Source organism: Wohlfahrtiimonas sp. XWW7 (assembly GCF_056716055.1).
The window spans coordinates 1,231,296-1,252,495 of sequence record NZ_CP168032.1; the positions used below are offsets into that span (position 1 = coordinate 1,231,296).

The 21,200-nt window shown below is 37.3% G+C and carries 22 protein-coding genes; 19 read left to right on the plus strand and 3 right to left on the minus strand.

Features of this window, described 5'->3' with window-relative positions; translation table 11 throughout:
• Positions 1-5 precede the first annotated feature (5 nt).
• Positions 6-1,166: an iron-containing alcohol dehydrogenase gene (locus ACA100_RS05895; protein ID WP_481079040.1), complete on the plus strand. Its 1,161-nt coding sequence runs from the start codon at positions 6-8 to the stop codon at positions 1,164-1,166.
• A gap of 48 nt (positions 1,167-1,214) precedes the next feature.
• Positions 1,215-1,757 carry an isochorismatase family protein gene (locus ACA100_RS05900; RefSeq protein ID WP_481079041.1) on the plus strand — a complete coding sequence of 181 codons (543 nt, stop codon included), beginning with the start codon at positions 1,215-1,217 and terminating at the stop codon, positions 1,755-1,757.
• A gap of 59 nt (positions 1,758-1,816) precedes the next feature.
• Here ACA100_RS05900 and ACA100_RS05905 read toward each other — a convergent pair whose 3' ends face one another.
• Positions 1,817-2,602, minus strand: coding sequence for a fatty acid desaturase (locus tag ACA100_RS05905; RefSeq protein WP_481079042.1), 786 nt, complete (start codon positions 2,600-2,602; stop codon positions 1,817-1,819).
• A gap of 338 nt (positions 2,603-2,940) precedes the next feature.
• On the opposite strand from ACA100_RS05905, the gene ACA100_RS05910 reads away from it, so the two are divergent.
• The 15 genes from ACA100_RS05910 to trmD all read left to right on the plus strand — a co-directional run bounded on the left by ACA100_RS05910 (position 2,941) and on the right by trmD (position 16,739).
• Positions 2,941-3,852 carry a Dyp-type peroxidase gene (locus ACA100_RS05910; RefSeq protein WP_481079043.1) on the plus strand — a complete coding sequence of 304 codons (912 nt, stop codon included), beginning with the start codon at positions 2,941-2,943 and terminating at the stop codon, positions 3,850-3,852.
• Between the two features lie 149 nt (positions 3,853-4,001).
• Positions 4,002-4,340: a ribosome hibernation-promoting factor, HPF/YfiA family gene (gene hpf, locus ACA100_RS05915; protein ID WP_481079044.1), complete on the plus strand. Its 339-nt coding sequence runs from the start codon at positions 4,002-4,004 to the stop codon at positions 4,338-4,340.
• Positions 4,341-4,405: 65 nt separating this feature from the next.
• Positions 4,406-4,897 carry a hypothetical protein gene (locus ACA100_RS05920; RefSeq protein ID WP_481079045.1) on the plus strand — a complete coding sequence of 164 codons (492 nt, stop codon included), beginning with the start codon at positions 4,406-4,408 and terminating at the stop codon, positions 4,895-4,897.
• A complete protein-coding gene (gene murD, locus ACA100_RS05925) occupies positions 4,884-6,269 on the plus strand; it encodes a UDP-N-acetylmuramoyl-L-alanine--D-glutamate ligase (protein WP_481079046.1) in 1,386 nt (461 codons plus the stop codon). The genes ACA100_RS05920 and murD overlap by 14 nt, the downstream gene beginning before the upstream one ends.
• Positions 6,262-7,446 (plus strand): putative lipid II flippase FtsW, encoded by a 1,185-nt coding sequence (ftsW, locus tag ACA100_RS05930; RefSeq protein ID WP_481079047.1) that lies wholly within the window; start codon positions 6,262-6,264, stop codon positions 7,444-7,446. The genes murD and ftsW overlap by 8 nt, the downstream gene beginning before the upstream one ends.
• A complete protein-coding gene (murG, locus tag ACA100_RS05935; protein ID WP_481079048.1) occupies positions 7,421-8,497 on the plus strand; it encodes an undecaprenyldiphospho-muramoylpentapeptide beta-N-acetylglucosaminyltransferase in 1,077 nt (358 codons plus the stop codon). The genes ftsW and murG overlap by 26 nt, the downstream gene beginning before the upstream one ends.
• Positions 8,498-8,533: 36 nt before the next feature.
• A complete protein-coding gene (murC, locus tag ACA100_RS05940; RefSeq protein ID WP_481079108.1) occupies positions 8,534-9,949 on the plus strand; it encodes a UDP-N-acetylmuramate--L-alanine ligase in 1,416 nt (471 codons plus the stop codon).
• Positions 9,949-10,875, plus strand: coding sequence for a D-alanine--D-alanine ligase (locus ACA100_RS05945; protein WP_481079049.1), 927 nt, complete (start codon positions 9,949-9,951; stop codon positions 10,873-10,875). Before murC ends, ACA100_RS05945 begins: the two co-directional genes overlap by 1 nt.
• 7 nt (positions 10,876-10,882) lie before the next feature.
• Entirely contained in the window at positions 10,883-11,725 is an 843-nt protein-coding gene (locus ACA100_RS05950) for a cell division protein FtsQ/DivIB (protein WP_481079050.1), read from the plus strand.
• 7 nt (positions 11,726-11,732) lie between these two features.
• On the plus strand, positions 11,733-12,992 hold the full coding sequence (gene ftsA / locus ACA100_RS05955; RefSeq protein ID WP_481079051.1) for a cell division protein FtsA: 1,260 nt from the start codon (positions 11,733-11,735) through the stop codon (positions 12,990-12,992).
• A gap of 57 nt (positions 12,993-13,049) precedes the next feature.
• On the plus strand, positions 13,050-14,174 hold the full coding sequence (ftsZ, locus tag ACA100_RS05960) for a cell division protein FtsZ (protein WP_481079052.1): 1,125 nt from the start codon (positions 13,050-13,052) through the stop codon (positions 14,172-14,174).
• Entirely contained in the window at positions 14,175-15,101 is a 927-nt protein-coding gene (gene lpxC / locus ACA100_RS05965; protein WP_481079053.1) for a UDP-3-O-acyl-N-acetylglucosamine deacetylase, read from the plus strand.
• A gap of 128 nt (positions 15,102-15,229) precedes the next feature.
• A complete protein-coding gene (gene rpsP, locus ACA100_RS05970; protein WP_481079054.1) occupies positions 15,230-15,481 on the plus strand; it encodes a 30S ribosomal protein S16 in 252 nt (83 codons plus the stop codon).
• A gap of 66 nt (positions 15,482-15,547) precedes the next feature.
• Complete coding sequence (gene rimM, locus ACA100_RS05975) at positions 15,548-16,060, plus strand: ribosome maturation factor RimM (protein ID WP_481079055.1); 513 nt, start codon at positions 15,548-15,550, stop codon at positions 16,058-16,060.
• Positions 16,044-16,739, plus strand: a complete 696-nt coding sequence (gene trmD, locus ACA100_RS05980) for a tRNA (guanosine(37)-N1)-methyltransferase TrmD (RefSeq protein ID WP_481079056.1) — start codon at positions 16,044-16,046, stop codon at positions 16,737-16,739. The genes rimM and trmD overlap by 17 nt, the downstream gene beginning before the upstream one ends.
• Here the strand turns inward: trmD and rnz are convergent, their stop codons facing one another.
• A complete protein-coding gene (rnz, locus tag ACA100_RS05985; RefSeq protein WP_481079057.1) occupies positions 16,740-17,714 on the minus strand; it encodes a ribonuclease Z in 975 nt (324 codons plus the stop codon).
• Positions 17,715-17,839: 125 nt separating this feature from the next.
• Here rnz and ACA100_RS05990 point away from each other — a divergent pair, with 125 nt between their 5' ends.
• Positions 17,840-18,637 carry an endonuclease gene (locus ACA100_RS05990; RefSeq protein ID WP_481079058.1) on the plus strand — a complete coding sequence of 266 codons (798 nt, stop codon included), beginning with the start codon at positions 17,840-17,842 and terminating at the stop codon, positions 18,635-18,637.
• A 74-nt stretch (positions 18,638-18,711) separates the two neighbouring features.
• Here ACA100_RS05990 and ACA100_RS05995 read toward each other — a convergent pair.
• A protein-coding gene (locus ACA100_RS05995; protein ID WP_481076906.1) for an IS3 family transposase occupies positions 18,712-20,072 on the minus strand; the annotation gives its coding sequence in 2 pieces (ribosomal slippage) (positions 18,712-19,592 and positions 19,592-20,072; 1,362 coding nt in all).
• Between the two features lie 193 nt (positions 20,073-20,265).
• On the opposite strand from ACA100_RS05995, the gene ACA100_RS06000 reads away from it, so the two are divergent.
• Positions 20,266-21,108: an ABC transporter substrate-binding protein gene (locus ACA100_RS06000; protein WP_481079059.1), complete on the plus strand. Its 843-nt coding sequence runs from the start codon at positions 20,266-20,268 to the stop codon at positions 21,106-21,108.
• Positions 21,109-21,200 lie beyond the last annotated feature (92 nt).

Consider the following 21,200-nt stretch of genomic DNA (forward strand, 5'->3'; position numbering starts at 1 on the left):
GAATTATGAAAAATTTTATCTACGCAAATCCCACTAAGATTATTTTTGGCAAAGGCATGATTGCTAATATTGCCTCTGAAATTCCTACAACTAGCAAAGTATTAATGCTATATGGCGGTGGTAGTATCAAAGCCAACGGTGTTTATGATCAGGTGATGAGCGCATTGCAAAATCATGAAGTGCTAGAGTTTTCAGGCATTGAACCTAATCCACATTATGAAACTTGCTTAAAAGCGGTTGAGATGATCAAGAAAAATGATATTGATTTTCTCTTGGCTGTGGGCGGTGGTTCGGTTTTGGATGCAACAAAGTTTATAGCCTCAGCTACTAAATTTATGGGACATAACCCTTGGGATATTTTATTAAAAAATGGTGCCAATATTGAATGTGCTTTGCCATTTGGTGCTGTGATTACATTGCCTGCCACAGGTTCAGAAATGAATAGTGGCGGTGTGATTACCCGAGCTTCCACAGAAGAAAAGCTTCCTTTTTCCAGTGCAAGCACATTTCCTAAATTTTCTGTTTTAGATCCTGAAACTACATACAGTTTACCAAGAAAGCAGATCTCTAACGGCATTGTGGATGCATTTGTTCATGTGGTGGAACAATATCTTACAACAGGTTCAGAGAATAATTTGTTGCAAGATTACATGGCTGAATCCATTTTAAAAGTTCTGGTTCATGAAGCACCAATGTTAATCCAAGATGATCATGATTACGAATCACGCGCTAATTTCATGTGGGCTGCAACTTGGGCGCTGAATGGCTGGATTGGGTGCGGCGTGGAGCAAGATTGGGCGACGCATATGATTGGCCATGAATTGACGGCATTGTATGGCTTGGATCATGCGCAAACATTGGCAATTGTATTGCCAGGTTTGTTACAAGTGATGAAAGTGCAGAAAGCTAAAAAGATTAGCCAATTGGGCAGAACAATATTCGATATTCATGAAGCAAATGAAGAGCAGCAGTTGGATTTAACGCTTCAAGCAATTGAACAATTCTTTAATTCTGTGGGCATCAAAACATATTTGTCGGCTTATGGATTGAATCAAGAGTCTATTTTGCCCGTTGTTGAGCGCATTAAATCAAGAGGGTGGAAGCTTGGTGAGCGTCAAAATATCACGAGTGATCAAGTGAAAGAGATTTTGCTGTTAAGATTGTAGATAATACGGCTGAATTTATATTTTGAGTAATTGTAAGGAGAATGAGGAATGAAATACGCAAACCCGATTTTGGTATTTGTAGATGTTCAAGAGAAATTGAATAACGTGATTCATGATAAAGATGATTTGATCCCTCGTTTAGAGAAATTGTTAACAGGTTTAGAATTGCTCAATATTCCTGTTCTTTGGTTGGAGCAGTATCCAAAAGGCTTGGGCACAACTGTTGAGTCATTAAAAGAAATTTTAAATGCAGGTGGTAATTCGCCAATTGTGAAAAATACATTCAGTGCTTGGGGAAGTATGGAATTCCAAGAGCAATTGAAAGAATCTGGTGCGGATCATATTTTATTAGCAGGTATGGAATCTCATATTTGTGTATTCCAAACAGCAAGAGATCTATTACTCGAAAATTATGATGTGGATGTGATTGTGGATTGCGTTTCATCACGTACAAAAGAGAATAAAGATCTCGGTATTGATCGAATGATTGGTTATGGTGCAGGTACAACAGGCTTGGAATCTTTATTATTTGAATTATTAGAAACAGCAGATCATCCTAAATTTAAGGATATTAGCCGTTTGATTAAATAATAAATGAATTGTAGGAGTTTAAAAAGGAGGGTAACACCTCCTTTTTTAAAATCTAAAGCCTAATAAACCATTCTCTTTTCTAAGTCGGGTTGATAAGCATCAATGCGCTTGGCAAGTATAGGAAGTCTTTTAGTGGGGACAGCAGGAAATAAATGGTGCTCAACGTGATAAAATAATTGATAAGTGATATTGCTTTTGATGGAATGGCGTATGGTTCTTGCCATATAAATGTGATCCTCGGCACCATGATGAACTGTCCATACCGCAAAAAATACTGAAAGAAGTTGGCCAATTATCATGGCAATGTAATGATAAATTAGAAGCGAATAGTCTAAGATAAAAAATACAAAAAATAGGATGATCGCATTGCTCAATAGTTCAAAGATAATCCAATGGCGATCATTTTTATTGCCATATTGGAGTGCTTTATAGTGATGATAGAAGAAGTAGATGGGAGAAAAGAGAAAAAGCGCTTTCCACCAGCTCATTTTGGCGCATTTTCCTTCAATATCATCCTCTTCTAAGCAGTAACGATGATGGCGAAGGTGATTCACTTTTACTGCACGCATTGAGCCAAGCATTAAAAGGCCTAGCAGGTAAAGTAAAAGATGATTTCCCCATAAGGTTAACCCTAATGCTTGATGAAAAGCATCATGAACTTGTCTTAATCCTACCATGAAGAACATAAAAGAAGCGCCAAGGGCAAAGAAGTAGAATTGATAATGGGCAAGAGTAAGGGAAAGGATAAGCCAAGGTAGCGAGAGTAGTACTTCTTGTATGCTTTCTCGTTTGCTCATGGGTACTAGATCTCGCCATTGAATATTTTTTTGAATTGAGTGTGCCATAAGTTTCCTTTTGCATCGTCGTATTCATAATATTGCGTAATTTCTGTATTTACAGAAATTTATGATTAGCAAGTATAGCAATAATGTTTAATAAAAGGAAAAAGAATATTTTTATTGTGATCTGTAAAATGATCAAATCATTGACTGATTTATGCTGAAAAAATATAGAAAATGTTTTATTTAAGTAGTGTGTACTCAATCGGTTTCTTACAAAAATCTTGATTAAAAGCAGTTCTATCACAGTTATTGATTGGATTCGCTGGTAAAATGAAGAAAGATCCCCATTTCTGTATTAGGATTATCGATAAAATTTATATTAAGTTAGGGAGCATTGGATAATGAGTGAATTGAATTATCAAGACGGCACAGTGTTAGAAGATAGAGATCATGCGATTTTTATTGAAGCAAATTTTAAAACAGATGATTTAGATGCAATTAAAGATGCGATTGGTGATTTTAATGCACGTATTCGCTCGTATAAAACACGATTTGGTCAAATGGGATTATCTGCCGTTGTTGCTTTTGGTCGTGATGCTTGGACCAAACTTTCGGGCGATGCAGAAAGCGCAGAAGAGTTACATGATTTACAAACAATGGCGAAAGGCATGGTGCAAGGCACTCAACGTGATATGTTTGTGCACATTTTATCTTACGAGCACAAAATTAATTTCACTTTAGCGCAAGAGTTTATGAAATTGTTCAAAGATCTTGTCACTGTGGAAGAGGAAGTTCATGGCTTTCGTTGGTTAGAAGCACGCGATTTGAGTGGATTTGTAGATGGTACAGAAAATCCTAAAGGCTTACAGGATCGTGCAGATGTTGCCATCATTCCTGAAGGTAAAGACGCAGGCGGTAGCTATGTAATTGCACAGCGTTGGGTGCATGATATTGATAAGTTCAATACATTTGATCTTGCAACACAAGAAGGAACATTTGGACGTACAAAACAAGATGACATCGAAATGTCTGATGAAGATAAGCCTATTGGTGCACATACAGAGCGCGTTGTGATTGAAAAAGATGGCGAGGAGTTGGAGATTGTTCGTCAAAGTTTGCCTTATGGTTATGCAACAGGCGAAAAAGGTCTTTATTTTGTAGGTTATTGTGCAAAATTAACATCGATTGATGCAATGCTAAAAAATATGTGTGGTGAAAATGATGATCAATTTGATCGCATGTTTGGTTACACACACGCAGTAACAGGCAGCTATTTGTATGTGCCTTCATTGGATCAATTGGATGATTTATAATATTTGTCATATTTGAATGAATATTAAGCGAAACAGTGAAGTTTCGCTTCTCATTTCACAAAATCTGTATTAATGTGAATCTACAGAGAGTAGTTGTAGCAAAAGAATTAAGAATAAATTGTTTCACTCGATAGATAAGGAGTAGCTATATGAATATTAATATAACTGGCGATGGATTAGAGTTAACACCTGCACTACAAGAACATGTTAAAGAGCGTTTGAATAAAATTGAGCGTCATCGTGATCAAATCACGCAAGTGGATGTTGTTTTGTCTGTGACAAATAAGCGTCAACATGCTGATATTACAATGATAGTGCCACATTCACCAGATATTAATGCAGAATCAACAACGGATGATTTATATGTATCTATTGACGAGGCAGTGGATAAATTAAGCAGACAATATCTTAAAATGAAGGATAAGGCGATGACTTTGCAGCGTCAGCGCCAAGAACATGAGAAAGAAGAAGAGGAAGTTGCAGAATAATCATTGCACCTTCAAAACCTTAAAAATGGTAATCTGTTTTTAAGGTTTTTTTATGCGTGAAAGAAATGAAAAAAATTACAATTAGTTTACTATTATTAGTCTTTGTGGCGATCTATGTAGCATGGCATGTTCATTATCGTAGTGAAACCACAATGAATCTTGTGGACAATTTGGCGATTGAAAATACTCAATTAAAAAAATTGCCCTTTAAATGGTTAATACAAAAATATTCAACACGCAATGATGTCGAATCGTTGGTGGAAGAAAAAGAAGAATGCTTTAGCTTGTATGAATTGAAAGCTTTATATTCTGCTGAAAAAGATATGAAAACTTTGCAGCAATTTTGTGACAGCGCTGTTGAAAACTATTCAGATGGGTATAAAATTTCAGCATCTTGTAAAAATCAATCCGCGAGATTTTATGTGGATGTTACATTAAGCAGCTCATATTTTAAGTCACATGAATGGCAGCAAACCATTTGTGATATTAACCATACAATGATCCAGCGAGAGCGGATCACTTTTCAACAGCAGGGAACATGCGATGTTACCAATTGATTTATCAGCAAAACATCTTGTGGTGGGATTTGGCATCACAGGTTTATCCGTCGTCAAAGCATTAAAATTTTTAGGTGCTGAGCATATTTTAGCGATGGATTCGCGTGATAATCCGCCTAATAGCGAGGAAATCCAAAAGATTGCAACATCAACTTTTGAAGGTGGATTTAATCTTGAATGGTTAGATGAATGTGATTATTTGTGGTTAAGCCCAGGCATTCCATTGGCAACGTCTGAATTACAAGATTGTTTAAATCGTTTGCCTAAAGATCATGTTGGCGGTGATATTGAGTTATTTGCACGTTTAACTCAACATGATGAAATCATTGGTATTACAGGAACAAACGGTAAAAGTACTGTCACAACATTAACCGCAGAAATTCTGGCAAATGACCGTGAACATGTATTTGTGGGCGGTAATTTAGGTGAGCCTGCTTTAAATTTATGGTTGCACGTGCAGGAAAATAATATCAAAAATCCAACTTATGTTTTGGAACTCTCAAGTTTTCAGTTAGAAACAACGGATCACTTGAATGTCGATGTTGGCGTAATTTTAAATTTGGCGCCAGATCATTTAGATCGCTATAACGGTTTTGATGATTATGCTAATGCAAAATTTAAGTTGTTGGATATGGCGAAACGCTGGGTTGTGAATAATGAAGATCAATATTTGATGAATCACATCGCAAGTCGCGACGTGCAAAAGCCAACGATAGGTTTTGCATTGAAGCAAGGCGTTGAGACTGGATGGCATATGAATTGGCAAGATGGATTGCCTGTAGCAATTATGAATCAATCCATTTCAATTCCATTGAATGAAATTAGCATTGGTGGATTGCATAATTATGCCAATGTGATGGCATGTTGCTGTATCGCTGATGATTTGCAGGTGAGTGAACAAGCATTAAGACAATCGATCAAGACTTATCAGGCATTACCACATCGTTGTGTATTAGTGAAATCGATCAATGGCGTTCGTTATTATAATGATTCTAAAGCAACGAATTTACCTTCAACTGTTGCAGCGATTGAAGGCTTTTTAGAACCTAAATGGTTAATTTTGGGCGGCGTGACGAAAGATCAGGATTTCTCTGAGCTCATGACATTATTGGATCATCCAAGTATGTTGGGGGTTTATTTGATTGGTAAAGATGTTTCGGCGATTGCTCCACATATTCCAATAAATTGTGAATCTCATTATGTGGAAACATTAGAAAATGCATTGCAAGCTATCCATTTGCGTGCAAAAAAAGGCGAGGTTGTATTGTTTTCACCTGCATGTGCGAGCTTTGATCAATTTAAGAGCTTTAATGATCGCGGTGATCATTTTATTCGATTTGTTGAAGCGCTAGAGAATTCATCCAATGTTTAAAGAACCATTACAGTCTGCAGGTAAAGTTCAATTGGATGCATGGTTGCTATCTGTGATTGCAGTTTTATTGATGATTGGTGTGTTGATGGTTACATCGGCATCATCATTTACTGCAGAAAAGTATGGCGTCGGTATTTACCATTATAGTATTCGTCAGATGATCTATATAGCAATGGGGCTTATCGGTGGCACAGGTGCATATATGATTTCAATGAAAGGCTGGTATGAAATTTCGGGTAAATTATATTGGGTTGCTTTTATTATTCTAATTTTAGTTCTGATTCCAGGAATTGGGCGCGAGATTAATGGTGCCATGCGTTGGATTCCATTGGGTGTTATTAATTTTCAGCCATCTGAATTAGGTAAATTATTTGCTTTTATCTATATTGCAGGGTTTTTATCTCGTCATAATGACAAAATTAAAAATGAGATGTTGTATCTCATTACGCCATTGTCTGCGCTGGGCTTGTTGGGTGTATTTCTATTATTAGAGCCAGATTTTGGATCAACAGCTGTTTTAATGGGCGTTGGTTTGGCAATGATTTTTATAGCAGGTGTTTCTGCATGGCGATTCTCCATTATGATCATTATGACAATGATGGGTATGTTGGCATTAGTTTATGCTGCACCTTATCGTGTAGCGCGTTTAAAAACTTTTTTAGATCCTTGGGAATATCAGTTTGGTGAAGGCTTTCAGTTGATTAATTCATTAATGGCAATTGGCCGTGGTGAATTAATGGGAACGGGTATTGGTGAAAGTATTCAAAAGTTGGGATATTTACCAGAAGCACATACGGATTTTATTTTTGCAGTTTATGCCGAAGAAACAGGGTTGCTTGGCGTTGGTTTTTTAATTTTTCTGTTTTTAGTATTAATTTCTCGTGCTTTTATGATAGGTAAACGTGCGGAGTTTTGTGGTATGAAGTTTGGTGCTTATCTGAGTTATGGTATTGGATTGTGGATCGTTGGACAGGCTTTTATCAATCTTGGTGTTGCAATGGGGCGATTACCCACAAAAGGTTTAACATTGCCACTTTTGAGCTATGGTGGATCCAGTATGATTACAGTCTTGATCGCGCTTGGTATTTTATTCAGAATTGATATTGACTCTAAACATGAGTTACAAAAAATAAATGAAAAGGTTAAATTGAATGAATCAGAACCTACAGACAGTTGATGTTGTGATTATGGCTGGCGGCACAGGTGGTCATATTTTTCCTGGTCTTGCAGTTGCTAACCGTTTGCGTGAACAGGGTTTGTCCGTTGCATGGTTAGGTGCACATGGCTTAGAAACAAAGTTAGTGCCTAATCATGAGATTGATCTCTATTCATTATCCATCAAAGGATTGCGTGGCAACGGTATTAAAGGTTGGTTAACTTTACCGAAAAAGTTATTGAATGCTGTCTTTGAAGCTAAAGCTATTTTGAAAAAATTACAGCCTAAATGTGTGATTGGTTTTGGTGGCTTTGCATCAGGGCCAGGTGGTATTGCAGCAAAAATGTTAAACATTCCTTTGATCATTCATGAACAAAATGCAGTACCGGGTTTAACCAATCGTTGGTTAGCAAAAGTGAGCACGCAGGTGTTAACAGGCTTTCCATTATCAGAATGGGCTAATAGCCAATATGTGGGTAATCCTGTGCGCGATGCTCTGTTTCAATTACCTGAACCTAAGGTGCGTTTTGCCGAAAGAAGAGATGAATTGAGAATCTTAGTCGTAGGCGGTTCGCAAGGTTCACGTTTTGTGAATACGATTGTACCGAAAATAGTGATGGGTTCTTCACGAGCAATTCAAGTGTGGCATCAAACAGGTGAAAAGTTGTTTTCTGAAGCAGAAGCAAGTTGGTCGAATGTGAATATTCAGCCTTATCGTTTAGCACCTTTCATTGATAATATGTCAGAAGCTTATGAATGGGCTGATATTATTATTTGTCGAGCAGGTGCTTTAACTTTGGCAGAACTAACAGCGGTAGGGCTCGGGAGTATCTTAATTCCATTACCAACAGCAGTGGATGATCATCAACGCAAAAATGCTGAGTTTCTTGTTAAAAGTCATGCTGCATACTGTATTGATGAAAAACAGTTTGATCAAAAAGAGATTGTGAAGATATTGGACGACTTAACACTTGAACGATGCTTAGAAATGGCGGAAAATGCCCGTAACAATGCAAAACCTAATACAGTGACAGAAATTGTTCAGACAATTGAATCAACTTTTAGACGCTAAATTTATATTAGAAAGGATGTTATCTTGACACAAACAATGCACTACAAACGCGCAGGTAATATGCGTCGAATTAATCGAATTCATTTCATCGGAATTGGTGGCTCAGGCATGTGTGGTATTGCCGAAGTTTGTTTAAATTTAGGTTATGAAGTGACTGGATCGGATATTAGTTTATCCTCCACAGTGGAGCATTTGATCGCATTGGGTGCTTTGGTGAAAATTGGCCATGATGCATCTTATGTTGATGGTGCGGATGTGATTGTTGTTTCAACAGCAGTTCAGAGTGATAATCCAGAGGTTGTGGCTGCAAAATCAGCAGGGATTCCTATCATTGCACGCGCTCAAATGTTGGGTGAGTTGATGCGTTTTCATTATGGTATTGCTGTTGCGGGTACGCACGGAAAAACCACAACGACAAGTTTATTAGCATCCATTTTAGAAGAGGCAGGCTTAGATCCTACATTTGTTGTAGGCGGCCGTGTGAATAAGGCGAATAATGTATCCAGTTCTCAGTTGGGTTTGGGTGAATATTTTGTAGCGGAAGCTGATGAATCCGATGCTTCATTTTTACATTTGCGCCCGATGGCAGCGATTGTGACAAACATAGATAAAGATCATATGTCTACTTATGCGGGTGATTTTGAAACCTTGAAGAAGACTTTTGTGGATTTCTTGCATCATTTACCATTTTATGGATTGGTTGTTTTGTGTATTGATAATCCAGGTATACGTCAAATCATTCCAATGTTGCAGCGCCCATTTTTAACATATGGTGAATCAGAAGATGCAGACTTCCAATTGTTAAAATATCATTCAAATAAATTAAGCACTGAGTTTATGGTGAAAACACCATTTGGTGTGAGTGAGTTTACGGTGGCACTGCCAGGTAAACATAGCGCACTGAACAGTATTGCTGCGATGGCGATTGCGACAGATTTAGGTGTTTCTGCGCCAGCCATTCGTCGTGGATTGATGAAGTTTAAAGGCGTTGGTCGTCGATTCCAGTTACATCCTGATGTGCCATTGAAAGTGGGCGGTAAAGTTTCAGTGATGGAGGATTACGGTCATCATCCAACTGAAATTCAAAGTGTGATGAGCGCATTGACAGAAGCATATCCTAAAAAACGTATTGTATTGGTCTTTCAACCACATCGTTATTCCCGTACAGAAGAGTTGTTTGCGGAATTTGTAGATGTATTGAAAGAATATCCTCATATGATTTTGACAGATGTTTATCCTGCTGGTGAAAAGCCAATCGATGGTATTAATACTGAGACTTTGATTAAGGCAATTGAAGAGAAATCGGGGCATTCTGTCTGTTACGCAAAAACATTGCCTGAAATTAGAGAATGCTATCAGCAATTTGCAGAAGATAATGATTTAGTTGTTATGATGGGTGCGGGCAGCGTTGGTAGTGTTGCTGCTAATTTCTATAAAGGAGGGCCATTATAATGACTGCAATTGATCCGAAAATATTTGGCAAAGTGGCTGTATTATTAGGTGGTACATCATCTGAGCGTCAGGTTTCCTTATGGTCTGGTGAGGCTGTGTTGGAAGCTTTATTGCGTAAAGGTGTGGATGCCCATGGGATTGATACACAGGAAGTGAACTTAGCGACGTATTTAATTGAGCAAAAATTTGATCGTGTGATGAATAATTTGCACGGTGGCTATGGTGAAGATGGTACGATTCAAGCATTGTTGACGTATCTTAATATTCCATATACAGGTAGTGGCATGCTAGGTTGTGCAATTGGTATGGACAAACTACATACTAAAGCCATTTGGCAGGCAAAAGGTTTGCCTGTATTACAAACTTTTGAGTTAAAAACTGAAGAGGATGTTGCACGTGTTGCTGATATGGGAATCTTTCCATTGGCAGTCAAGCCAAGCGCAGATGGATCAAGCGTTGGCGTAAGCAAGGTTGAGCGTAAAGAGGATTTATTGAATGCTTGGCAAAATGCGCAAGGCAAAAGTGGTACGATATTTGCAGAACCATGGATTGTTGGTCAAGGAGAATACACTTGTGCGATTTTAAATGGTCAAGCATTGCCGTTGATTCGTATGGAAACAGATTTAGCATTCTATGACTTTGATGCTAAATATTTACGAGATGACACACGCTATTTTTGCCCATGTGGTTTAGATGCAGAGATTGAGGTAAAGATTCAAAAAATCTGTGAAGATGCATTTCATGCTGTATCTGGTGAAGGTTGGGGAAGAGTGGATTTAGTGTTGGATCAAAATGGTTTGCCATGGTTGTTGGAGGTCAATATGTCTCCAGGTATGACAGGACATTCATTAGTGCCTATGGCAGCAAAGGCAACAGGATTGGACTATGATTCATTATGTCTTGAAATTTTAAAAACTTCTTTATGATGACTGAATGAAGCAGGCTAGATCTAAAGCGGTTAAAAAGAAAAAAATAACCGAACAACATAATGAGCAAGTTATCGGCGCGACCAGTTGGTCGCGTCGTCGTAAGCGTGGTGTGCGGCATAAAAAACCTTTTAATTGGCGGGAGTTTTTTGCAAGTATATGGCGCTATAGTCGATTTACATTGAGAATTTTAGGGCTTTTCTCTCTGTTTTTTATTCCATATATGGGATGGCAGTACTTGTCGATGAACAATGTTTTTCCTATTCAAAAAGTTGTGGTTCACTCTGATGAGCAATATTTGGTGGGTGAGCATAAACAAGCCTTATTGAATGAATTATTAGGGCAAAATATTATTAGTTACGATTTGGATGCGCATCGTGATCATTTATCCAAGCATCCCTGGATTAAATCGGTGGAAGTTAGGCGTAAATTACCTGATGAAGTGACTTTGGTGATCGAAGAGAGAAGGCCAGTTGCGATTTGGAATGATCTATATCTGATCGAAGCTGATGGTACAATTTTTGAACCTAAATTAATGCCATCACAGCCAATGATTAATTTACAAGGTAATGTTGAACAAAAAGATAAGCTATTGGATGGAATGGGGATCATCGAAAAAGAGATTGGATCTTTAGGGTTGAGGGTTGAAAAAATAATCTTGGATTATCGTGGTGCTTGGACAATTGTGCTCGAAAATGATGTAGAATTGTATCTAGGTGCAAAATTTTTTGAAGAAAGGCTCAGAAGATTTGTGATGCACTATCCTTCATCTATTCGTTCAAAGATAGATAATATCATTGCGATAGATTTTAGATATGATCATGGATATGCTTTAAAGTGGAAACGGTAGATAGATTATGGTGAATAATAATCGTATAACAGAAGAAAAAGAACCAGGTTTAGTTGTAGGGCTAGATATTGGCACGAGTAAAATTCTTGCGGTTGTTGCTGAAGTTCACGATGATAAAGTCGTTGTTAGAGGTTTGAGCTCTCAGAAAACTTATGGTGTATCTGCAGGAACGATCTCTGACATTGAGCAAGTGTCTATTGCCATTAAAGATGCAATTAAATCTTTAGAAAAACAAGGTCAGTGTGAGGTGTTTTCGTTATCTGCTTCTGTTACTGGTGAGCACATTGATTGTGATGAATCAGCAGGAATGGTACCGATTAATCGCAAGGAAGTAACCTATAAAGATAAAGAAGAAGTGCTTAAAAATGCACGAGATATGGCTATTCCACAAGGAACAGAAGTGATCCATGTTATTCCTCAGGAATATGAAATTGATAAGCAAAAAGGCATTACCAATCCTATCGGGATGACAGGGATTCGACTGGATGTTAAAGCTTTAGTTGTGACAGCATCTTCTAATGCATTGAACAATACTCGCAAATGTATTGAGAAATGTGATTTTGGTGTAGATAATTTTGTATTTCAAGGCATTGCATCTGCAATTGCTGTATTGACCGAAGATGAAAAGCGTTTAGGTGTTTGTTTGGTGGATATTGGCAGTGGAACGGTTGATTTGGCTATTTATATTAATGGCGCATTGAAAGATGTTTTCAGTATTCCATTTGCTGGTGATCGCGTCACTTTAGATATCGCTGCGATTATGCATATGAGTACCGATGTTGCAGAAAGTTTTAAAGTGAAGTTTGGCTCTTGTCGTTCAGATATGATTCCTCATGGTGCAATGGCTGAATTGCCGATGCATCATTCTGTGAAAAGTATTTCTCGCGTAGAGTTATCTAGCATCATTGAAGCACGTTATGAAGATTTCTTTGGTTTGATTCGTCAAGAATTGAAACGTAATTATTATGATCATATGTTAGGTGCGGGTTTTGTTTTTACTGGTGGTGGATCACTGGTGGAACACATTGAAGATGCCGCAGAGGATTATTTTGATTTGCCAGTTAGGGTGGGTTTTGTCAAAAATGTTGAGGTTTGTAAAGAATTAGCAAGTCAGCATATTGACATTAGAGACCCTAGATATGCTACTGTGATAGGATTACTAAAGACACAACAAGAATATTATCTACACAGTCAAAGAAGAGATGGCGAAGAGCCAAAGGAAAGTTTTTTCCAGAAGTTTAAAAAAGGGTTAAAGCAATATTTTTAAAAAATGAGAATATTTTGCTATAATGTCGTGAATTTTATTTTTTATGGGGTTTTATAGATGCCAGTTTTTGAATTACACCAAGACTTTGAAGACCAAAAACCAATTATAAAAATTATTGGCGTTGGTGGCGCTGGTGGCAATGCTGTAACTCATATGGTGGATTCTGGTTTAAAAGGTGTCAGCTTTTTATCTGCAAACACAGACTCTCAAGCATTAAAAAAGACGAAAGCAGAAGTGATGATTCAATTAGGATCATCCTTAACTAAAGGATTGGGTGCAGGTGCAAATCCTGAAATTGGCCGTCAAGCTGCGTTAGAAGATAAAGAACGTATTAAAGAAGCGCTTGATGGTGCAAATATGGTGTTTGTTGCTGCAGGTATGGGCGGTGGTACAGGTACTGGTGCTGCGCCTGTGATTGCTGAAACAGCAAGAGAAATGGGGATTTTAACCGTTGCCGTTGTGTCTAGGCCTTTCAGTTTTGAAGGTAAAAAACGTGAAAATGCAGCAAATTCTGGTTTGAAAGTATTGGCTGAGCATGTTGATTCATTGATTACAATTCCTAATGAGCGTTTATTGACTGTATTAGGCAAAACCGCAAGTTTAGTTGAGGCTTTCGCAGCAGCAAATAATGTATTGTATAATGCGGTACAAGGTATTTCAGAAAGCATCATTAAACCAGGTTTAATTAACTTGGATTTTAATGACGTTAAAACTGTCATGAGTCAACAAGGTATGGCAATGATGGGTGTGGGTTCTGCTTCTGGTGACAATAGAGCGCGAGAAGCAACGCAAGAGGCGATTGCTTCTCCATTATTGGATAATATTAATTTAGCAGGTGCTAAAGGTATTCTTGTAAATATTACAGGTGGCGCAGGCTTATCAATTGGTGAATACCATGAAGTGGGTCATATGATCAGTGAGTATGCATCAGAAGATGCTACTGTGATTATTGGTACTGCAATTGAAGAGGAATTGGGTGATGAGTTGCGTGTAACAATTATCGCAACAGGGTTAGATGCACCAAGAGATACTGCAACAGCTCCGACTTCTCGCCGTCGTGTTCAGCACGAAGAAGATGAGTATGAAAATGGTCGTAAATCAGAGCGTCGTGGTTCTCAGCAAGATAAATTATTTGGTGAAATCTTAGATATTCCAGCATTTTTAAGAAAGCAATCGGACTAAATGATTAAACAAAGAACTTTAAAGAAAAAGATATCAACAGTAGGTATCGGGTTGCATTCAGGGAAAAAAGTTTCTCTGACTTTGTCGCCGATGCCTGTAGATTTTGGTATTCAATTTAAACGTAGTGATATTCAAAATAGTACAGCGTTTGCGGTATCAGCTGAAGGCGTCATTGATACGATGCTTGCAACAAAGATTGCAAGTAGCCCAGAATCTAAAGAAACTGTTTCTACTGTTGAGCACTTAATGGCAGCATTAGCGGCTTTTGGTGTGGATAATGTATTGATTGAAGTTAGTGCCGCAGAAGTGCCGATTATGGATGGTAGCTCAGCGCCTTTCGTTTATTTGTTACAGTCAGCAGGTGTTGTGGATCAAGATGCGCCTAAGCGCTTTATCAAGATCAAAAAAGCTGTCACTGTTAAGGAAGATGATAAGGTTGCTACGCTAGAGCCTTATAATGGATTTGCGCTCGACTTTACAATTAAGTTTGACCATCCTGTGCTAAATCGTACAGGTGATCATGTTGATTGTGATTTCTCTGCAAAAGTTTTTATTGAAGAGTTTTCTCGCGCAAGAACATTTGGTTTTATGCGTGATTTTGAAAAAATGCGTGAATTAAACCTTGGTTTAGGCGGAAGCCTAGATAATGCGATTGTTGTTGATGACTATCGTATTTTAAATGAGGGTGGATTGCGCTATTCTGATGAATTTGTTCGTCATAAGCTCTTGGATGCTGTTGGTGACTTATACCAATTAGGTTTTCCAATTTTAGGTAAGTTTGTTGGTTATAAAGCAGGGCATAGATTGAATAACTTGTTAATTCGTGAATTAATGAATTCTCCTGATGCTTATGAGTGGGTAACTTGTGAAGAAGAAGAGTTCTCAATTTTCACTCAATTTACTTTGCCAACTTTTGTACACGCTTAAATATTTTCTTTTTCTAACTTTTATAGTAGAATAAGATGTTATTTTTGTGCTTCTAATGTATCGTGTCTCTATATTGTAAAAGAAGTGCTGTGTTATTTAATTATTTATATTTTTAGGATTTTTATTTTATGGTTACAATTCGTTTAGCACGTGGTGGATCTAAGAAGCGCCCTTTCTATCAAGTAGTAGCTGCAGATAGCAGAAACGTAGCAACAGGTCGTTACATTGAACGTTTGGGTTTCTTTAACCCTATCGCTTCAGGTCAAGAAGAGCGCGTGCGTCTTGATATGGATCGTTTTAACTACTGGGTAGGCGTTGGTGCACAACCTACTGACCGTGTTAAACAAATTATTAATGAGTTGAACAAGAAAGCTCAATAATTTAGTTTTTAATATAAAAATACCTCATTCTGTCGAGTGAGGTTTTTTTTTGAAGGTAATTTGTATATGGACAATACTGGCAAAATCGCTGTAGGTAAAATCAATGGTTTTCAAGGTCTCAAAGGCTATGTGAAAATTTTCTCTGAAACGCGACCAAGAGATGCAATCTTTGGTTATGATCATTTATTTGTATTTAAAAACAATGCATGGCAGAAATTAGAAGTCGAAGATACAGCTTATGCAGGCAAAAGTTTAGTGATCAAGTTTAAAGGATTCATTGATCGCACTGCGATAGAGCCATATTATGGTTTAGAATTGTTCATTGAAAACTCACAATTAGAAGCATTGGAAGAAGGTGAGTTTTATTTGGCGGATTTAATGGGCTTAACAGTTAAAAATGAAGCTGGTTTTATTTTTGGCGAAGTGACTGAGTTTTTAGAAACAGGTGCAAATGATGTATTGGTTGCTAAAAAAAATGGTCAAGAATGTTTAATTCCTTTCACAGTTGGTCATACAGTGATTAAAGTAGATTTAGAAGCTAAAGAAATTTTAGTGGATTGGGATGAAGATGATATTTGATGTCATAACACTTTTCCCTGAATTGATTGAGAATTATTGTGAGCTTGGCGTGGTTGGCCGAGCTCATCAAAAGGGAAGTATTGAAACTCAATGCTGGAATCCTAGGAAATATACAACAGATATCCATCATACTGTGGATGATCGACCTTATGGTGGCGGCCCAGGAATGGTTATGAAATATCAGCCACTCAAAGATGCTTTGGATGAAATTTCTAAAGTGCGTGAAAATAGAGGTTATCGCATCTATTTATCACCGCGCGGCAAGCTATTGGATCAAGCATTGGTTCAAGAGTTGAAGGAGCAATCTCACATTGTTTTATTATGTGGTCGCTATGAAGGTGTAGATGAGCGAATTATTGAGAGCGAGATAGATTTAGAGCTTTCCGTGGGTGATTATGTTTTATCAGGTGGCGAGTTGGCTGCCAATATTGTGATTGATTCTGTATCACGTTTATTACCAGATGTATTATCTAATCATGAGTCATTTGAGCAAGATTCTTTCAGTGATGGTTTATTGGATTGTCCGCATTATACTCGCCCCGAAGAGATCAATGGCATGCGAGTGCCTGATGTTTTATTATCAGGTAATCATAAGAAAATTGCGGAGTGGCGCAAGGAAAAATCCATGGCGGATACATTAGAGCGCCGCCCAGATTTATTGAAAAAATTGGAATTTTAATTAAATTTCAACGCGCAGCAAATCTTGAGTAATATAGCTTTCAGGAAAAATAGCGCGACATTCGTTAACCAATTGTTTCTGATCTTCAGGGTGGTGATAGCGCGCACTGATGTGTGTGAAGTAGAGTTTTTTAGCATTAGCATTTTTAGCCGTGGTTGCTGTTTGTGCTGTTGTTGAATGAGCTCGTTCTAAGGCTAATACTTCAAACTCTTGAGAATATGTGGCTTCATGCAATATGAAGTCCGCATTTTGTGCGATTGTCACAGCATTTGTGCATGGATAAGTGTCGCCAAATATCACGACGGTTTTTCCTTTTTGTGGCGCTTTTAAATAATCTTGTGGTTTTAGAATTTGTCCATTCTCTAATGTGACAGTTTGTTGATCTTTTAATTGTTGATAAATTGTATGATCTTGTACACCGATTTGAAGTAGTGCTTGCACATCTAATTTGCCAATACTCTCTTTTTCTTCTATACGATAAGCGAAGGATTGTACGCGATGTTGCAATTCTATTGCTGTGACTTTAAAGGTTTCATCTTCAAAAACTAAAAATGGAATACTTGGATCGCTGTTGGCTTCTAGTTCGATAATTTCAAGAGGAAACATCATGAAAGATTCCGTGATTTCAATGACGGTTGTGAGAATCTTTTCAATGCCTTTAGGGCCATATAATGTCAGAGGTTTTTTACATCCACTCATGGATCGGCTCGTTAATAAGCCGAATAAGCCAAAAATATGGTCGCCATGAAGATGAGTGATAAAGATTTTGGAGATTTTTTGTAATGTGATGTTGGGTAACTCGCATTGTTCTTTAGATTCTTTACGTTGTAATCGTTGAATTTGATGGCTGGTTGCTTCACCGCAATCAAAAAGCCACATTTCTTGTCGTTCTTTAGTTAAGTCGAGGACATTGCTTGTCACATTACGTTGTAGTGAAGGTTTGCCTGCGCCTGTGCCTAAGAACGTGATATTCATTGATTATTTTCCCCAAGAAATTTATTCATGAAGTATAGCAGATTTAAATTTGACCTGCAGATTGAGGAAGCACGATTTTATCTATATAGTGTAGCGTTTTCATCGGTAAACGAAGACATAAAAACATGGCTAAGAAGCAAATTTCTCCTCAAGATATTAATCGTCTGATCAAACAGTTTAAACGTAAGCCATTACAAACAGCTGTCATTGTTTTGATTACATTGATTGGCTCTTTTTTTGGTGGCAAAACCATTATTGAACAGAGTGATAAAGGCAGTTCTCGAGATGTACAAACATTTGCAAAAGCAAAAACAGAGTTGATTAAAATTTATCAAAACAATCCACGACAAAAAGAATTTTATTGTGGTTGTGATTTTACTTATAACGATCGTAAAAGTGAGTTAAATCTTGCAAGTTGTGGGTACCAAATTCGTCGGGATGATGTGCGCGCTAATCGTATTGAGTGGGAGCATGTTATGCCAGCTCATAATTTTGGTAAGCAGTTGCGTTGCTGGAAAGAAGGTGGTCGTAAGAATTGTGGCGGTATTGCTCAATTCGACATCATGGAAGGCGATATGCATAATTTGCAACCCGCGATTGGTGAAGTGAATGCAGATCGTTCCAATTTCCGTTTCAGTGAATTTACGAAGAAATTTAACCAATATGGTCGTTGTGAATTTGCAGTAGATTTCAAAAAACGTCAAGTTCAGCCACGTAAAGAAGTTAAAGGTATGATTGCGCGAACATATCTTTATATGGAGCAGAGATATGGGATTGCATTAGCGTCTCAAGAGAAAAATCTAATGCAAGAATGGAATCGAGTTTATCCACCAAAACGTTGGGAGTGTGAAAGAAATCAGATCATTGCTAAAAAACAAGGCAATGATAATCCATTCATTACATCGCAATGCATTCGATCATAATTTTTTAAAAATATGATTAGAATTAAAGTCATAGATGAATTGAACTGACCCCATAAACTTGGACAGTTTATAAATTATAAAGACAAGGACTGATTTCGATATTCTATCGGACTCAGTCCTTTTAGTTTGAGCTTAATTCGATCATTATTGTAATAATCGATGTACTCATGAATCTCTTTCTCTAATTGATCGATAGATTCAAATTTTTTCACATGAAATAGCTCTGATTTCAAAACACCAAAGAAGTTCTCAATCACAGCATTATCATAGCAATTGCCTTTGCGTGACATGCTTTGTCTAACTTTGTGATCTTTTAAAGATTGTTGGTACTGTTTCATTTGATATTGCCAACCTTGATCAGAATGTAAAATCAGTTTCTTGCGTCCTTTCTTATGTAACTTTAAATGCTTCAATGCCTTATTCAGCATTTTACCCACCAACTCATATTTGGAGTTTTTAGCAACTTCATAGCTAATAATTTCCTGATTATATAGATCTAAAATCGGAGATAAATACAGCTTTTCACCGTTCACTTTAAACTCTGTGACATCTGTTACCCATTTTTGGTTGGGCCTTTGAGCCTTAAAATTACGCTTCAAAATATTCTTCGCTATTTTTCCAACTTTTCCTTTATAAGATTGGTATTTCTTCGGTCTTACTAAAGATTTAAGATTCAGTAATCGCATGATTCTTTGAACTTTTTTATGGTTAATGGGGAAATCTTTTTGTAATATCGCAGTGATGCGACGATAACCATATCGACCTTTATGCTCATGAAAAAGGGCTGTTATCCTTGCTTTAAGGCTTTCATCTGAATCAGGCTTAGCCAATACTGCCTTATGATAGTAATAAGTGCTTTTGGCTAGATTCATGATTTTCAGTAACGATGACAATGAATGCTTTACTTTGAGTTCTTCTGCGATGATTGTTTGCGCCTGAGCGCTTCTTCCTTCTCGTCCAATTCCTGAAACTTTTTTAACACATCATTCTCCGCACGAAGATAGGCTAATTCAGCTTGAAGTTGATCTATCAACTTTTCTTGTTCAGTGCGATTATCAGGTTTTTTGGGCAATCTCATCTTTTTAGGTCTTCCTTTTTGACGTGGTTCAAGTGCACTCAAACCACCTTCTTTAAACAGTGATTGCCATTCTAATATAGAAGTAAATGCTGGAATATTAAAATATGAAGCCGCTTCGCGGGCAGAGTAATAATGATCTGACATAAACTTCAATACATAATATTTGAATTCAGCAGAATATAATCGTTTTGTTGTTCTTGGCTGAATCCCTGATTGACCATGATACTGATAAGCTTTGACCCACTTTTTAACGGTGGAGTGATCAATATTAAAATGATCAGCTGTAGAGCTATATCCATTTCCTTTTTGATAAAACTTAACAACTTTTAATTTGAAATCAAAAGAATACTTCGCCATATAAAAACACCCCAAAGTTGTGTCCAACTTTTGGGGTGCAGTTCAGAATTTCTATGGCTTTTTTTATAGTGTTGAATGAGCTGATTAATGGTAAATCATTTAAATATTGAATTTATTAATGGACTTTTGTTAATAGATATGAATAATAATCATTTGCATTTGTGTATTAATATTTTTTGATAGAGGTTTGTATATGCGTAAATTATTATTGGCAACACTACTAACATGCGGTTTAACGACAGCAATGGCGGATCCTAAAGGCGTTATTATGGATTTTGGTGCTTTGGATACGATTGATGCATTGGGTGGTGAAGCTTCCGTGATTGCGTTGCCAAAAAAGCATACACCAGAATATTTAGAAAAATATTTAGCAGAACAGTACAAAGTATCTGGTGATATGTTCAATTTAGATATGGAACTTATCCGAAAAGAAAACCCAGATTTTATTGTGATTTCAGGTCGTCAAGGTAGAGCGGCTGCTGAGTTGCAATCCATTGCACCAGTGATTAACTTCTCTGCTGGGAATGATAATTATGTTGAATCTGTTCAATATAATATCTTAGCGGTTGGTAAAACGATTGGTAAAGAAGCGGAAGCAAAAGCGGCATTGGGCAAATTGGATACTAAAATCAAAGCGGCTCAAGATAAGAGTGCGGCATCGCCTAAAAAAGCTGTTGTGTTAATGCACAATGATGGCAAAGTAGGTTTATCTAATCACAGTGGTTATGCAACATTGGTGCATGATGTTGCTGGCGTAAAACGTGCAGATGAGAAAAAACATGAAGGTCGTGTTGCTGCGGATGGTCAATATTTAACGGCAGTGAATCCAGATATTATCTATTTAATTGATAGAAGTGCTGCGATTGGTAAAACGCCAATGAAAGAGGATTACTTCAAAGCAGCAGAATTTCAAAATGTTCAAGCGATCAAAGATGGTAAAGTAATCATGTTGACGCCAAAATTATGGTATTTATCTGGCAAAGGTTTACAGAGTTTGAATTTACAAATTGATGAAGTGACAAAAGCTATCGATTAGTAGCAAACCCATAGAATAAGCAAAGTAAAGCCACAGTTCATGATGACATTGTGGCTTTTTTGCATATTTTTTGTTGATTGATAGAGCAATGG

Coding starts and splice junctions, on each gene's coding strand:
- murG (WP_481079048.1), top strand. CDS start 7,421: ATGAATCAGAACCTACAGACAGTTGATGTTGTGATTATGGCTGGCGGC.
- murD (WP_481079046.1), top strand. CDS start 4,884: ATGTTACCAATTGATTTATCAGCAAAACATCTTGTGGTGGGATTTGGC.
- ftsW (WP_481079047.1), top strand. CDS start 6,262: ATGTTTAAAGAACCATTACAGTCTGCAGGTAAAGTTCAATTGGATGCA.
- ACA100_RS05910 (WP_481079043.1), top strand. CDS start 2,941: ATGAGTGAATTGAATTATCAAGACGGCACAGTGTTAGAAGATAGAGAT.
- ACA100_RS05920 (WP_481079045.1), top strand. CDS start 4,406: ATGAAAAAAATTACAATTAGTTTACTATTATTAGTCTTTGTGGCGATC.
- trmD (WP_481079056.1), top strand. CDS start 16,044: ATGAAGATGATATTTGATGTCATAACACTTTTCCCTGAATTGATTGAG.
- ACA100_RS05895 (WP_481079040.1), top strand. CDS start 6: ATGAAAAATTTTATCTACGCAAATCCCACTAAGATTATTTTTGGCAAA.
- ACA100_RS05950 (WP_481079050.1), top strand. CDS start 10,883: ATGAAGCAGGCTAGATCTAAAGCGGTTAAAAAGAAAAAAATAACCGAA.
- ACA100_RS06000 (WP_481079059.1), top strand. CDS start 20,266: ATGCGTAAATTATTATTGGCAACACTACTAACATGCGGTTTAACGACA.
- ACA100_RS05905 (WP_481079042.1), bottom strand. CDS start 2,602: ATGGCACACTCAATTCAAAAAAATATTCAATGGCGAGATCTAGTACCC.
- ftsA (WP_481079051.1), top strand. CDS start 11,733: ATGGTGAATAATAATCGTATAACAGAAGAAAAAGAACCAGGTTTAGTT.
- rnz (WP_481079057.1), bottom strand. CDS start 17,714: ATGAATATCACGTTCTTAGGCACAGGCGCAGGCAAACCTTCACTACAA.
- ACA100_RS05945 (WP_481079049.1), top strand. CDS start 9,949: ATGACTGCAATTGATCCGAAAATATTTGGCAAAGTGGCTGTATTATTA.
- ftsZ (WP_481079052.1), top strand. CDS start 13,050: ATGCCAGTTTTTGAATTACACCAAGACTTTGAAGACCAAAAACCAATT.
- hpf (WP_481079044.1), top strand. CDS start 4,002: ATGAATATTAATATAACTGGCGATGGATTAGAGTTAACACCTGCACTA.
- ACA100_RS05900 (WP_481079041.1), top strand. CDS start 1,215: ATGAAATACGCAAACCCGATTTTGGTATTTGTAGATGTTCAAGAGAAA.
- lpxC (WP_481079053.1), top strand. CDS start 14,175: ATGATTAAACAAAGAACTTTAAAGAAAAAGATATCAACAGTAGGTATC.
- ACA100_RS05990 (WP_481079058.1), top strand. CDS start 17,840: ATGGCTAAGAAGCAAATTTCTCCTCAAGATATTAATCGTCTGATCAAA.
- rpsP (WP_481079054.1), top strand. CDS start 15,230: ATGGTTACAATTCGTTTAGCACGTGGTGGATCTAAGAAGCGCCCTTTC.
- rimM (WP_481079055.1), top strand. CDS start 15,548: ATGGACAATACTGGCAAAATCGCTGTAGGTAAAATCAATGGTTTTCAA.
- murC (WP_481079108.1), top strand. CDS start 8,534: ATGCACTACAAACGCGCAGGTAATATGCGTCGAATTAATCGAATTCAT.